The following is a 13994-nucleotide window of genomic DNA, read 5'->3' on the forward strand; positions in this document are numbered from 1 at the left end:
GTCATGCCCCAGAGGAAGCGCTTGGAGAAGCGGTCGGTGAAGCAGTCGAAGGGACCTGGCGTTGCGCGCGCGCAAGCCGGCGACGCAGGGGCAGCACCACGCTGGCACTGATGGCCAGCCCGCCGATCAGCACGCCCAGCAACACCGCCACGATCAGTGCCACGCCCAGGTTGCTGGGCAGCCGGGCAAAACCGAGATCGATCAGCACGGGCGCGCGGTTGAGCGCACCAATGACGGCACCGACGGCCAGGCAGGCGATGGCGATGAACAAACGAAGCAGGCGCATGTAGCCCTCCAGACGATCGCGAAGACCGCGATGAGCAGCGGTAGCTTAGGGCCTGCCAACGCTATTGAGTAGGCCGCGTGGGGTCCGGGTGGATCACCGATGACCGCAGGGCCGTTGACGGACTCAGTCGGCTTCGTCGAGCGGCACCACGCCGCTGACGCGTTCGCGCAGTTCCTTGCCAGGCTTGAAGTGCGGCACATGCTTGCCCGGCAGCGCGACCGATTCGCCGGTCTTGGGATTGCGACCCAGGCGCGGCGGACGGTAATGCAGCGAGAAGCTTCCGAACCCGCGGATCTCGATCCGCTCTCCGCCCGACAGCGATCCGCCCATCATCTCGAGCAGTGCCTTCACCGCCAGATCCACGTCTTCGCCCTTCAGGTGGGCCTGACGTTGCGAAAGGATCTCGATGAGCTCGGATTTGGTCATGGCTGGAACGGGTACTCGCTACGGCTCGGGCTTAGAAGGAAGGCGGTCCGAACGAGCCGGACCGCCTTCGCGGTTACCACCTGGAGCTCAATGCAGCCGAGCTCCGTACAGCTCGGTTACTCGGACTTGTTGCCCAGCTGCTCGCGCAGGAGCGCGCCCAGCTTGGTCGTGCCGCTGGAAGCATCGGACGACGAGCGGTTGTAGTCCGCCAGCGCCTCCTGCTGCTCGGCTTCGTCCTTGGCCTTGATCGACAGCTGCATCGAACGGCCCTTGCGGTCCGTGCCGATGATCTTGGCTTCGACTTCCTGGCCAACCTTGAGGTACTGCGAAGCGTCTTCGACGCGCTCCTTGGCGATGTCGCGGGCGGCCACGTAGCCTTCCACGCCATTGTCGAGCTCGACGGTCGCGCCCTTGGCGTCAACTTCCTTGACCTTGCCCTTGACGATCGAGCCCTTGGCGTTGGTCGCCACGTACTGGCCCATCGGGTCCTGCTCAAGCTGCTTGACGCCCAGGCTGATGCGCTCGCGCTCCGGATCGACGGCGAGCACGACGGCTTCCAGGTTGTCGCCCTTCTTGAAGTTGCGGACCACGTCTTCGCCGGTGGTTGCCCAGCTCAGGTCGGACAGGTGGACCAGGCCATCGATACCGCCGTCCAGGCCGATGAAGATGCCGAAGTCGGTGATCGACTTGATCTGGCCCGAAACCTTGTCGCCCTTCTTGTGGATGGCGGCGAAGGTTTCCCACGGATTGCTGGTGACCTGCTTCATGCCCAGCGAGATGCGGCGACGCTCCTCGTCGACGTCCAGGACCATGACCTGAACCTCGTCACCGACCTGCACGATCTTGGACGGGTTGACGTTCTTGTTGGTCCAATCCATCTCGGACACGTGCACCAGGCCTTCGACGCCCGGCTCGATCTCGACGAACGCGCCGTAATCGGTGACGTTGGAGACCTTGCCGAACACGCGGGTGTTGGCCGGGTAGCGACGGGCGATGTTGTCCCACGGATCCTCGCCCAGCTGCTTCAGGCCGAGGCTGACGCGGTTGCGCTCGCGGTCGTACTTGAGCACGCGGACGTCCAGCTCCTGGCCGACTTCCACGACTTCCGACGGGTGACGCACGCGCTTCCACGCCATGTCGGTGATGTGCAGCAGGCCATCGATGCCGCCGAGGTCGACGAACGCACCGTAATCGGTGAGGTTCTTGACGACGCCCTTGAGGATCGCGCCTTCCTGCAGCTTCTCGAGCAGCTGCTCGCGCTCGACGCTGTACTCGCTCTCGACCACCGCACGGCGGGAGACGACGATGTTGTTGCGCTTGCGGTCAAGCTTGATGAGCTTGAACTCGAGTTCCTTGCCTTCCAGGTACGCGGAGTCGCGGACCGGGCGCACGTCGACCAGGGAGCCCGGCAGGAAGCCGCGCACGTCCTTGATGTCGACCGTGAAGCCGCCCTTGACCTTGCCGGAGATGCGGCCGGTGATGGTCTCGTTCTTCTCGAGCGCCTGCTCGAGTTCGTCCCACACCATGGCGCGCTTGGCCTTCTCGCGCGACAGGACGGTCTCGCCGAAGCCGTTCTCGATGGAGTCGAGCGCGACCTTGACTTCGTCGCCCACGGCCACGTCGATCTCGCCCGCGTCGTTACGGAACTGTTCGATCGGCACGATGCCTTCGGACTTCAGGCCGGCGTTGATCACCACGACGTCGCCGCGGACTTCCACGACAACACCGGTGACAATTGCGCCCGGCTTCAGCTTGGCCAGATTGGTCTGGCTTTGTTCGAACAGCTCGGCAAATGATTCGGTCATTGAAAAATACTCTGTTGAACACACGGGCCGCACCGGCTGTCATGGCCATCCACGTCGGATGACTTCAAGCAGCACGTGGTCGACCCACCCGTTATGTGGCGCGATGGAGCCACGCCATGTGTTGGTTGATTGACCATCGCGGGATTGCGATGGCGTTTGGTTTGCAACATCGTCCTGCCACGTTCGTTCAACACGACTGCAATCGATGGCGCTTTACGGCGTCAACAGTTGCAGCACACGCTCGACGACCGCATCGATGCCAAGGCCGGTGGTGTCGATGCGAACGGCGTCGTCGGCCGGTCGCAACGGAGCCACCGCGCGACTGGCATCGCGGGCGTCGCGGGCAAGGATCTCCCGCAGCAGACCATCTAAATTAACTGAAACCCCCTTGTCTTTCAACTGCTTATAGCGCCTTTCCGCTCTTTCTTCGGCGCTGGCGGTCAGAAACACCTTGAAGGGGGCGTCCGGGAAGATGACCGTGCCCATGTCACGGCCGTCTGCGACCAGGCCGGGGGCCTGGCGGAAGGCCCGCTGGCGGTCCTTCAGGGCAGCGCGCACTTCGGGGATCGCGGCGATGGCCGAAGCGGCCGCCCCGGCGGTCTCGGTGCGCAGCTCGTCGGTGGCATCTATGTCGTTGACCAGGACCCTGAGCTCGCCCGAGGGGTCGTCACGGAAGCCGATCCGGGTGTCGAAGGTGCACCGCACCAGGGCCGCCGGGTCGGCCAGGTCGATGTCGGCCCAGCCGGCGGCGACGCCGACCGCGCGGTACAGGGCGCCGGAATCGAGGTAGTGCCAGCCCAGTTTCTGGGAGACGAGGCGGCTGATGGTGCCCTTTCCGGAGCCCGAAGGGCCGTCGATGGTCAGGACGGGAATGCTGCTGTGGGAGTCTGCGCTGTTCATGCGAACATTATGGGGCGCGCCGGCCGCGACTGGCTTTTGCCACCCCGATTTGCAGGCATTTGAACTTTTTTCGCGCAAGCGCTTGATCGTGGACGGATTTAGCCGTTAGAATCGCCGGCTTCGTTCTTTATCCCCGTTTGCCGGAGTCTGTCATGAAGGTCCTGTCCTCTCTGAAGTCGGCGAAGGCCCGTCACCGCGACTGCAAGGTCGTCCGCCGCCGTGGCAAGGTCTTCGTGATCTGCAAGTCGAACCCGCGTTTCAAGGCGCGTCAGCGCTAAGAAGCCCGGCAACGCCGTGCAAATCAAAAGGCCGCCGAAAGGCGGCCTTTTCTGTGGCCGCTTCGCCAAAACGTGACGGCGGCGCGCTGCCGCCGCTTCACGCCTTGTGCGTACAATCGCGTCCTGACCAGACCGTATTCATCCACCGAGGGGGCTCGCCGTGAACGTCAACAAGCGCTTCGTTGCTGTACCGCTGTTCGCACTGCTGGCCGTGGCCGGTACGGCTGCCGCCGACACTCTCCTGGTGGAGCGCGTGCAGGAAGAAAACCGCGCCGCGATGCCGGCCCGTGGCCAGACAATGGCCCAGGTCGAAGCCAGCTACGGCGCGCCGAGCGAGAAGCTCGAATCCCAGGGAGGCCAGAAGCGTCAGTGGCCGACCATCAACCGTTGGGTCTACCCCGCTTTCACCGTGTACTTCGAGAAGAGCAAGGTGATCGACGTGGTTGCCAACAAGGCCAGTGCCGAGGAAGTCGGCCCGAAGCCCCCCATTCGCTGAGGCTATGAACGAACCTGTATTGCGCTTCCCCGCGGAGTGGGAACCCCAGTCCGCGGTCCTGATTGCATGGCCGACCGCCGATACCGACTGGGCTGATCGCCTGGGCGAGGTCGAAGAGACCTACATCGCCCTGGTCGCCGCCATCACCCGCTTCGAGCCGGTCGTCATCTGCGTGGCCGACGAGGATGTGGAAGCGTATGCGCGCGCGCGGCTGTCCTCGGCGCGCGTCGACATGACGCAGGTTCGCTTCGTCGAAGTTGCCTATGACGACACCTGGCTGCGCGACTCCGGACCGATCACGCTGCGTCGCGAAGGCGGCTTCCGCCTGCTCGATTTCCGCTTCACCGGCTGGGGCGGCAAGTTCGACGCGAGCCAGGACGACCTGCTGGTCGAGCGCCTGCACGATGCTGGAACATTTGTTAACAGTTCACGCTATCCGGTTGATTTTGCACTGGAAGGTGGCGCGATCGACAGCGACGGGGAAGGCGCCCTGCTGACCACCTGGCAGTGCCTGCACGAGCGCCATCCGGAGACTTCGCGCGAGGACCTGACCGGCAAGCTGGCAACATGGCTGCATCAGGAGCGCGTGCTGTGGCTGGACCACGGCTACCTGGAAGGCGACGACACCGACGCCCACGTCGATACCCTCGCCCGCTTCGCGTCGCGGGACGCGATCGTCTATCAGGATTGCGACGACCAGGCCGATTCGCACTTCGCCGAATTGCAGGCGATGGGCCAGGAGCTGGCTGCGCTGCGTACTCGCGACGGCAAGCCGTACCGCCTGTTCCCGCTGCCGTGGGCCAAGCCCATCGTCGATGACGGTCGTCGCCTGGCCGCAAGCTACGCCAATTTCCTCATCGTCAATGGCGCCGTGCTGATGCCGGCTTATGGCGACGAGGCTGACAGTCGTGCCCAGGCCGTTCTGGCAGAAGCCTTCCCGGACCGCGAGATCGTGCCGGTGCCCTGCCGCCCGCTGATCTGGCAGAACGGCAGCCTGCACTGCATCACGATGCAATTGCCCCAGGGCGTGGTGGCGTAAGAAGCCCGCCCCCGAAGAAGCGGGCTTGCTCGCGAGCAAGCCCGCTCCCACCGCGAATCGGCGCCATCGGCCGCGCCTACAATATCCGCCGTCCCCTGCGCCCCGGATTTCCAGTCGCCATGAAGAAGACCACCCTCCCCGTCGCCCTGATCCAGGACCGCGACCATGGCAGCCGCGAGGCCAATCTGGCCAACATCGAGGCGCGCGTGGCCGAGGCCGCCAAGCGTGGCGCGAGGCTGGTGCTGCTGCAGGAACTGCATAACGGTCCGTACTTCTGCCAGCACGAATCGGTCAACGAGTTCGACCTCGCCGAGACCATTCCAGGTCCGAGCACGGAACGTCTTGGCGCGCTGGCGAAGCAGCATGGCGTGGTACTGGTCAGCTCGCTGTTCGAGAAGCGCGCGGCCGGCCTGTACCACAACACCGCCGTCGTCTTCGATGCCGACGGCTCCACCGCCGGCAAGTACCGCAAGATGCACATCCCGGACGACCCGGGTTTCTACGAGAAGTTCTACTTCACCCCGGGCGACATCGGCTTCGAGCCGATCCAGACTTCGGTCGGTCGACTCGGCGTGCTCGTGTGCTGGGACCAGTGGTACCCGGAAGGCGCGCGACTGATGGCGCTGGCCGGTGCCGAGCTGCTGCTGTACCCGACCGCGATCGGCTGGGACCCCACCGACGAACAAGCCGAGAAGGATCGCCAGCGCGATGCCTGGGTGCTCAGCCACCGCGGCCATGCCGTTGCCAACGGCCTGCCGGTGCTCAGCTGCAATCGCGTCGGCCACGAGCAGTCGCCGCTGGATGCGGCCGGCATCGACTTCTGGGGCACCAGCCATGTGCTGGGTCCGCAGGGCGAGTTCCTTGCGCAGTCGACTGTCGCCGAACCCGAGATCCTGATGGCCGAGGTCGATATGCAGCGCAGCGAGCATGTGCGCCGGATCTGGCCGTTCCTGCGCGATCGCCGCATCGACGCCTACGGCGACCTGCTCAAGCGTTACCGCGACTGAGCTGCTTGGCCGCCGGGCTTTCGATCCGCCCAGCTGTCGCCGGCGACCTGCCGGCGATCACCGCGTTGTACGCGCGCGAAGTCGACGAGCTCGTCGCCACCTACGAATACGACGCGCCCGACCTGGCCGAGATGACGCGACGCTGGCAGGCGATCGTCGCGCAAGGCTATCCCTACATCGTCGCCGAGCTCGACGGGCGATTCGCCGGTTACGCCTACGCCAGCAGCTACCGCAGCCGCGAGGGCTATCGCTGGACAGTCGAGGACACGGTCTACATCGTTCCCGAACTGCAGGGCCGCGGCGTCGGTCGGGCGTTGCTGCAGTGGCTGATCGACGAGTGCACGCAACTGGGATTCCGGCAGATGGTCGCCGTGGTCGGCGACGTCAGCAACACCGCCTCCATCGCCCTGCACGAGCGTCTTGGATTCCGCACGGCCGGTGTGTTTGCCGGTCTGGGGCGGAAGCACGGGCGCTGGCTGGATACCGTGCAGATGCAGTTGGACCTGGGCGCCGGGCGTACGACAGCGCCAGAGTCGGCCTAGAACCGTTGCTCTCCGGTCTCACCTGATCGAGCGACGGCGGTTCCGACGAACGGTCACAAATAAAACGAACGGACGTGCTATTTTTCGCCCCATGTCCGCATTGACCGCCACCAGCAAAGGCGCCGCCACCCGCGAAGCGATCATCGATCGCGCCTACGGCATCGCCTGCTCCGCCGGTCTTGAAGGCCTGTCGATCGGTCCCCTGGCGCAGGCCGTGGGAATGTCGAAGAGTGGCGTGTTCGCCCATTTCGGCTCGCGCGAAGACCTGCAGATGGCGGTCCTGGATGCAGCGGGGCAGCGTTTCGTCGCCCATGTCCTGCTGCCGGCGCTGAAGCTGCCACGCGGCCTGCCAAGGCTGCGCGCCATCGTCGAGGCCTGGTTCGACTGGGCCCGGCAGTCGTCCGAAGGCGGCTGCCTGCTGCTCAGCGCCGCCAGCGAATACGACGATCGCCCGGGTGAAATCCGCGACCGCGTCGTCGCCCATGAACTGCGCTGGCGCAAAGAGCTGTCCCGCGCAATCGCGTTGGCCGTCGAAACCGGTGACCTTGCCGCCGATACCGATGCCGAGCAAATGGCCTTCGAGGTCTACAGCCTCGCACTGATCGTTCACCACGATGCCGGCCTGTTCGGCTTCGAACTGGCCGTGACCCGCGGCCGTCGCGCCCTCGAGCGGCTCTTCCGCTCGTACTCCGCCACCCTCTGACCCCTACCGGAGGCCTCCCGTGTACCCGCTCATCGCCACAATTAGCACGACCGTTCGTAATATCATGCGACTGTACGGCCTGCGCCTGGGCTTCGCACTTGGCGCCCCGCTATCCCCGGGGGCGGCGGTGCAACGTGCTGCGCGTCTGTTCTCGACACCGATGTCGTCGAGCCGTAGCCGCGCCCTCGCCGCATCCACGCAGGGTGCGCGTGAGGAGCAGCTCGATGTCGATGGCCATGCCATTGCCGCCTACGTCTGGGGCAACCCGGACAGGCAGCCGTATGTGCTGTTCGCGCACGGCTGGTCCAGTCACGGCACCCGTATCGCCGCATGGCTGCCTGGCCTGCTCGCCGCAGGCTATGCGGTGGTCGCATTCGATCAGCCTGCGCACGGTCGCAGCCCCGGCACGCAGGCGACGCTGCCGGATTTCACCCGGCACCTGCTTGCCGTGGGCGATCACTACGGGCCGGCGGCCGCGGTGATCGGGCATTCGCTCGGTGGCGCGGCGACGCTTCTCGCCATGGCACGTGGATTGAAGGCAGGACGAGCGGTCCTGATCGCACCGGCGGCCGACCCGGTTGCCGCAGCCGAACGTTTCGCCCATGTGATGTGGATCGGACACAGGGTGTTCCTGCGCATGTTCACCTACTTCGAGAGCCGGATAGGCATCACGTTCGCCGAACAGCAGGCGCATCTGAACGCACCGGTCATCGGTCGCCCCGCGCTGATCGTGCATGACCTGGAAGACCGCGATGTTCCCTGGGAGGAAGGCGAGCGCTACGCACGCTACTGGCCGGACTCTCGACTGCTGACCACCCGTGGCCTGGGCCACCGCCGCGTCCTCGACGATGGCGAGGTGATTGCCGCCAGCCTGCGCTTCCTGCACGGGGAAACCGTCGGCGATCGCATCGTGTCCAGCACCAACCTGCCCTTCGGCGTCGCCTGAACGCACTCGCGTTGCCCCGATGGTGGTCTGGCCCTAAGCTGCCCTGCAGCCACTCCATACATCAGCAAGACGGCGCCGGACTGGCGCCGTCTTGCTGCGCAAACCCCGAAAGGCAACGCCGCATGCCCGCAGCACAGCAAACCGTTTCGCGCCCCGCTCTGTCCGACCGCCGGGTGCAGCCATGATTGAAGCCACTGCGCAGTCGGCACTCGATGCCGTCCTCGCCGGCCAGCCGCATGCGATCGTCGAGCGCGACGGCGTGCGCTACACGCTGCTCGGTACCGCGCATGTTTCGCTGGCCAGCGTTGAAGCCGTCCGCGATGCCATCGACAGCGGCGCCTTCGACGCGGTCGCCGTCGAGCTCGATCCGCAGCGCCTGCAGGCCCTTACCGACCCTGACGCACTGGCGCGCCTGGACCTGGTGCAGGTCATCCGCACGGGCAAGACCGCACTGTTCGCGGCCAACCTGGCATTGGCTGCCTACCAGCGGCGCCTGGCCGAACAGCTCGGCATCGAGCCTGGCGCCGAGCTCAAGCGCGCCGTGCTCGAGGCTCGCCAGCGCGAGCTGCCGGTGCACCTGATCGATCGCGACGTCGGCCTGACCTTCAAGCGCGCCAACAACCGGCTCGGCTGGTGGTCCCGGGCCAAGCTCGGCGGCGGCCTGATGGCGGCGCTGTTCGTCGACGAGGAAGTCGGTGCCGACGAGATCGAGAAGCTCAAGCAGGGCGACATGCTCGAATCGAGCTTCGGCGAGTTCGCCAGCGACAGCCCCGAACTCTACGAAACCGTGATCGCCGAACGCGATCGCTACATGGCCGCGCGCCTGCGCGAGACGCACGGCAATGCGCGCGAAGTGCTGGCGGTGGTCGGCGCCGGCCACTTGCAGGGTCTGGCACGCCACCTCAAGGACGAAGTCCGCGCGCCGGACATCATTCGGGAAGAACTCGAGGCGCTGCCGAAGAAGAGCGACGTGCCTTGGTTTACGATCCTCCTGGCCGTGTTCGTGCTGGGTGGTTTCGCCTGGGGCTTCTGGCGCGGCGGCATCGACGTCGGCTCCGACCTGCTGCTGCAATGGGTGCTGGCCACCGGCGTGCTCGGCGCGATCGGCTGCGCCATAGCCGGCGGACACCCGCTCAGCATCCTGGTCGCCTTCGTCGCATCGCCCATTACGCCGCTCCATCCGGCGCTTGCTTCGGGCACGCTCAGTGCGCTCACGGAGGCATGGATCCGCAAACCGACCTATGCCGACTTCATGGCACTTCGCGATGACGTGCAGAGCTGGCGCGGCTGGTGGCGCAACCGCGTTGCGCGCGTGCTGCTCAACTTCTTCCTGACCAGCCTGGGCACCGCGATCGGCGTGTGGACCGGCGGTTTGCGGATGCTGGGCAAACTGGTCGGCTGATGCACGCCACCCACCCCGCGGCGGAGTGCTAGAAGCATTCCGTCGCAGTGGCGGCGGTTCCCGATTCCTGCTTCGCGCCCAGCTGATTCATCGCCAGCGTCGCGCATTTCGTATCGCGGATCGCCTGTGCGCCCCTGGGCACAGCCTGGACCGTGTAGGCGCCGGCTGCTGTGCCGTGGGCAAGGCCGATGGAGTAGTCGTTCTGGAGATCGGTGCGGCATTGCGTCGCCGGAATCGTCGGCGCCTCCCCCGCGACATCGACGTATCGAAGGTGCGTCGTGTAGTAGCGCTCCATGAACTGCGCCACTTCCAGCATGCACACCGCCGCTGCCGCGCGACGGGTCCTGATGACATGACCCTGATAGCTGGGATACGCGATCGCCGCCAGGATCGCGACGATCGCCACGACGATCATCAGCTCGATCAGCGTGAAGCCAGGTGCCTGCGTGAAGGTGGTTGGCGGGTGTGTCTTGTACACGCAGTTGTTCACCTTCATTCCAGTAGTAGTTCGCGCCAAGAGGTGCGGCTGGCCTTGGTGCCGATCGGGGGCGGAGGCGGCGGCGCGACTCTCCTGCCATCGTCCAGAATCATCACTGCGGCGCCATCCAGAAAACGCGGCTGGTTCGGGCTGCTGCCGTAACCAACACCGGAAGCAGGAACGCGCACGCCCCCGACCTCGACCTTGTCCTTGTCGTCGATCCGCCCATCGCCATCATAGGTTGCGAAGGGCGCTCGCCCGCCGGTGAACGGTTCCACCCCCATTAGAAAACCCCGGCCACCCGGGCTGCAGACGTCGCGGGCATCGGGGATTCGCGTGGTGCCATACAGCACACCACCCACCAGACTGTTGGGCGCCACCATCCGCTCACCCTCAGGGCCGTTGACCGAGACCAGATCGAGATACCAGCCGTCCCTGCCCGCCAGATCACCGGCAATCGCCGCACTCGTTACCCGCTGGGTCATTTCGCTGCCGGCTGGAGTTTTCTCTGCGAGGATTCGCCGCCTGACCAGCGCGCCGCGACCGGGCACTACATCGCCGTCGTCGATCAGGCCATACCAGGTCTGCTCGCTGCGGTTGGCGACGTCCCCGTCCCCGAGGTAGCGACCGGTACCGAAGTACACCCAAAGTTTTCGGGATTGCGGCTCCCGCAGCAGGAACGGCGCTGCCGTGATGGGTTGCGGATTGCCGGCGGCATCCTTGGCCGCGAACAGCCTGCTGGCAGCGAGCGTCGAATTCCCCGAGTCTCCCAACTTGAATCGCCACAGATTTCCAGCCAGATCGCCGCCGTAAACGGTCTCGTGGAATCCGTCGCCATTGCCGTCCCAGCCGTCCACGCCGGACAAACCGTTGCTGCCCCCCGCTCCGGTGTCGTAGACCTGCACGGAACGGGACTCCACGCCGATGGTGATCAACTGCGCAGTCCCGGCGGCGCTGTTGGGACCGTTGGCAACCAGCACACGCCAATCGCCATCGGCCACCTGGGCGATGATGGGTTTGCCAATGACGTTGCCCAGTGCCTGTAGCTCGGCAGCCCTCATTTCCCACAAGAACCCGACATCCGCCGGGTCGGTGACGTCCAGTGCGAAAACGGACCTCCCGCCCCGCCCCATGGTTCCCACCAGGATCGATTTCCAGCGCCCTTCGCGACTGGAGTACACGTCGGCCACGGTCAGCTCGCCATCGACGAAGTATCGATGCTCGTAATCCGGTGAGGTCAGATTCTTCAACTGGGCAGTGATAGCCGCGGCCGGCATGAAGGCATAGACCTCGTTGCCGGTAGTCGCGTCGAACCCATGCAACATGCCATCGTTCGCACCGACGTAGACAACTCCCCGCCTGCCGGACTGAGCCTGGGCAAAGGCGAGGTAAGACGATGCCCCGCTGAACCGCGCGCCGCGATACCTGCGCAATCGTGGCCGGCCGACAAAAACAGGTTGGGAATGCACGATGTCACCGAGAACACCTCCGCGAACTCGCAGGCGACCCTCGTTGCTGCGATCGCCGCGCAGGTAGTTCACGGTGGCTTCGTCGCCCAGGACCGACTGCTGCGCCGGACCCAGCGCTTGCCAGCTCAGCGGCTGATAGCGTCCACGCGCACCTGCCTGCGGGTTGTGTACGTATATCTTCCGTTGCATCCAGGGCATGGCGGCCAGGCGCTCGCTGGCATTCCACACTGCGGCATCACTGATCCTGCGAGTCTCAGGATCGACCGCATACGCGCTCAGCTCGCCCCGCCATGACGGGCTGTAGAAGCGCGCCTGGTAGATCATGGCGCCCGCCTCCAGTCGCGTCGTATTGGAAGCCACCGAGGTCGCCGAACCACTGGATTCGCCAATGATGCGCCTGAACGCGCGGGTCAGGCTCTCGACCATCTTGTCCGCTTCACTGGCGACATAAAAGTTGTCGGGGCGCTTGTCGTTCGTCGCCAGAACATCGCCGGACTCGTTCCACCATGCTTCCGGCAGCGCTGCGGTCCGCTCATAGGGACTGAAGTCATCGGGCACGCGGAAGCCGCCGTACTTGGCTGCCAGCCAGTATTGATTGAACGACCTGGGCGCCAGTACGCCGTTCTCCCGTACATCTACCCAGTAGGTCGCGACGGTCTGCTTGCCCTTCAGGTCCGGCCGGATGTCCTTGGTGTGCGAATCGTAAGCCAGGCCTGCGATGTACGCCGAGTTGTTTCGTCCCGAGAACGGTGTGGATATCGTCACGCCTTCCAGTTGCGCGACCTTTGCAGTCGCAGTGGCGACATTGACGGTTCGGTCAGCCGACACTTCCGGCGGAGTGGCGGGCTCTTCCGAAAGATTCGTACTGCCCGGGAGATTCTTGTCGCGGTGGGTGTTCACATCACCGATGCCGAGGACGACGTTGGCCTGACAGCGGTACTGGATCGGATCGTCCCATCGCGTGATCACCGGGAAGCCATCTGCCAGGTCGTAGGCGTTGCCTGATCCGATGGTCGAGTACGCGGCGACGTTGCCCTGGTGTTTGAAGTAGCGGACCGCTGCGTAATAGAGCTCGCTCACCGGGTCGACGCCCTTGTGCAGCTGGGAGGTCAATTGGCCAAACTTGTTGAGATAATTGATGACCCCGCTGTCCATGATTGCACCGGGCGTCGCGGCAGCGGCGGCCGGGTCCGGGTTGCGACGAATCACGCCGGTGTCGGCGTCCCACTCTTTGGCGACGTTGTCCGCTCGACCCTGGTTTGGATCGTAGCTCAGGGGGCCGACGAACTTCTGGTTCGCCCGCAGTACGCCACCATCGCGCCAGATGGTCGATTCATTGAGGTAGCCGAAGATGCTGTAGCGCACCCGGTCCGAGTACTGCTGGATCAAGCCTTCCGGCTTCCAGCCCTGACTGTATTGCTTGCAGTTGGCTTCCAGCAGGTTCGGCACGCAGACCCTGACCCGAATGCTTATCTCCAATCCGCTTTCGGGTACCGCCCCGCCGCGTTCGTCCAGGCGCAGGTCGTGCACCGCCGGATTGTAAGGAACCACAGCACCCCAGGAGTCGCGGCCGGTAAAGCGCATCTTGTTGCCAAGACCCTGCACGCGAATCCACATCCAGTTCCAGGAGGCCGGTGTCGCAGCACGAAGCGCCGCCATATCGGTCGGCTTTCCATCCGGCAGACGACGGTCGCTGAAACCCCATGAGCGATCGTGCCGTGCCTTTTCGAGCCAGGTTTCGGTGGAGGCGTCCCTGACACGGTAGCCGCCGGTAAGTGCGAGGCGGAACGGATCAATGGTCTGGGTGACGGCCCAGTTCATGAAGTTGCCGCTCCACTCCTTGCTCGAGGCATTACACACATGGCCAGTGGTGAAGCGTGTTGGAAAGAAGTGGCGCTCCGACTCGATTGCCGAATACCGGTAGTGGTAGCACTTGTCCGCATCGAAGTAGCCCGTGTACTGGCGGCTCGCCTCGTACGGCCCCAGGTTGGCGGCGCTGTTGATCGTCGGATATTCCACCGACGGGACCAGAGCCAGGTTGCCTGCCACGTGCGTTCCCAGGTGCAGGGGCACCTGCGCAATATCGACCTGTGCGATGACAGGCCCAGCCATCATGCTCACTGCCAGGATGAAGAAAGCAGAGAGGATGAACGGGATGCATGCCCTGGCGTGCCTGCGACTAACCGATCGAGCGTCCATTGCTCGTACTCCTACGAA

Annotated in this window: 14 protein-coding genes; 8 read left to right on the plus strand and 6 right to left on the minus strand. The window is 65.0% G+C overall.

What is annotated here, in order from left to right:
• Window position 1: 1 nt before the first annotated feature.
• The 4 genes from AC3A3Q_RS07255 to cmk form a co-directional block, all read right to left on the minus strand.
• Complete coding sequence (locus AC3A3Q_RS07255; RefSeq protein ID WP_487585620.1) at window positions 2-286, minus strand: lipopolysaccharide assembly protein LapA domain-containing protein; 285 nt, start codon at window positions 284-286, stop codon at window positions 2-4.
• A gap of 123 nt (window positions 287-409) precedes the next feature.
• Entirely contained in the window at window positions 410-712 is a 303-nt protein-coding gene (locus AC3A3Q_RS07260; protein WP_158731172.1) for an integration host factor subunit beta, read from the minus strand.
• 116 nt (window positions 713-828) lie between these two features.
• The gene (gene rpsA, locus AC3A3Q_RS07265; RefSeq protein ID WP_487585621.1) at window positions 829-2517 is read right to left on the minus strand and encodes a 30S ribosomal protein S1; all 1689 of its coding nucleotides are present in this window, start codon (window positions 2515-2517) and stop codon (window positions 829-831) included.
• A 213-nt stretch (window positions 2518-2730) separates the two neighbouring features.
• Entirely contained in the window at window positions 2731-3417 is a 687-nt protein-coding gene (gene cmk, locus AC3A3Q_RS07270; RefSeq protein ID WP_487585622.1) for a (d)CMP kinase, read from the minus strand.
• A gap of 152 nt (window positions 3418-3569) precedes the next feature.
• Here cmk and ykgO point away from each other — a divergent pair, with 152 nt between their 5' ends.
• The 8 genes from ykgO (at window position 3570) to AC3A3Q_RS07310 (ending at window position 9830) form a co-directional block, all read left to right on the plus strand.
• On the plus strand, window positions 3570-3695 hold the full coding sequence (ykgO, locus tag AC3A3Q_RS07275) for a type B 50S ribosomal protein L36 (protein WP_010342887.1): 126 nt from the start codon (window positions 3570-3572) through the stop codon (window positions 3693-3695).
• Window positions 3696-3855: 160 nt separating this feature from the next.
• Window positions 3856-4191 (plus strand): hypothetical protein, encoded by a 336-nt coding sequence (locus tag AC3A3Q_RS07280; RefSeq protein ID WP_386704315.1) that lies wholly within the window; start codon window positions 3856-3858, stop codon window positions 4189-4191.
• 4 nt (window positions 4192-4195) lie between these two features.
• On the plus strand, window positions 4196-5230 hold the full coding sequence (locus AC3A3Q_RS07285) for an agmatine deiminase family protein (RefSeq protein ID WP_487585623.1): 1035 nt from the start codon (window positions 4196-4198) through the stop codon (window positions 5228-5230).
• A 119-nt stretch (window positions 5231-5349) separates the two neighbouring features.
• Window positions 5350-6237 carry a carbon-nitrogen hydrolase gene (locus AC3A3Q_RS07290; protein WP_200605344.1) on the plus strand — a complete coding sequence of 296 codons (888 nt, stop codon included), beginning with the start codon at window positions 5350-5352 and terminating at the stop codon, window positions 6235-6237.
• 5 nt (window positions 6238-6242) lie between these two features.
• A complete protein-coding gene (locus tag AC3A3Q_RS07295; protein WP_487585624.1) occupies window positions 6243-6779 on the plus strand; it encodes an N-acetyltransferase family protein in 537 nt (178 codons plus the stop codon).
• 91 nt (window positions 6780-6870) lie between these two features.
• Complete coding sequence (locus AC3A3Q_RS07300; RefSeq protein WP_487585625.1) at window positions 6871-7482, plus strand: TetR/AcrR family transcriptional regulator; 612 nt, start codon at window positions 6871-6873, stop codon at window positions 7480-7482.
• Window positions 7483-7546: 64 nt separating this feature from the next.
• Window positions 7547-8428, plus strand: coding sequence for an alpha/beta fold hydrolase (locus tag AC3A3Q_RS07305; protein ID WP_487585626.1), 882 nt, complete (start codon window positions 7547-7549; stop codon window positions 8426-8428).
• 181 nt (window positions 8429-8609) lie between these two features.
• Complete coding sequence (locus tag AC3A3Q_RS07310; RefSeq protein WP_487585627.1) at window positions 8610-9830, plus strand: TraB/GumN family protein; 1221 nt, start codon at window positions 8610-8612, stop codon at window positions 9828-9830.
• Between the two features lie 28 nt (window positions 9831-9858).
• Here AC3A3Q_RS07310 and AC3A3Q_RS07315 read toward each other — a convergent pair whose 3' ends face one another.
• A complete protein-coding gene (locus AC3A3Q_RS07315) occupies window positions 9859-10326 on the minus strand; it encodes a type IV pilin protein (RefSeq protein WP_487585628.1) in 468 nt (155 codons plus the stop codon).
• Window positions 10323-13976, minus strand: a complete 3654-nt coding sequence (locus tag AC3A3Q_RS07320) for a pilus assembly protein (protein WP_487585629.1) — start codon at window positions 13974-13976, stop codon at window positions 10323-10325. The genes AC3A3Q_RS07315 and AC3A3Q_RS07320 overlap by 4 nt, the downstream gene beginning before the upstream one ends.
• Window positions 13977-13994: the final 18 nt, after the last annotated feature.

This window comes from Lysobacter sp. Soil_C_59, from assembly GCF_057656415.1.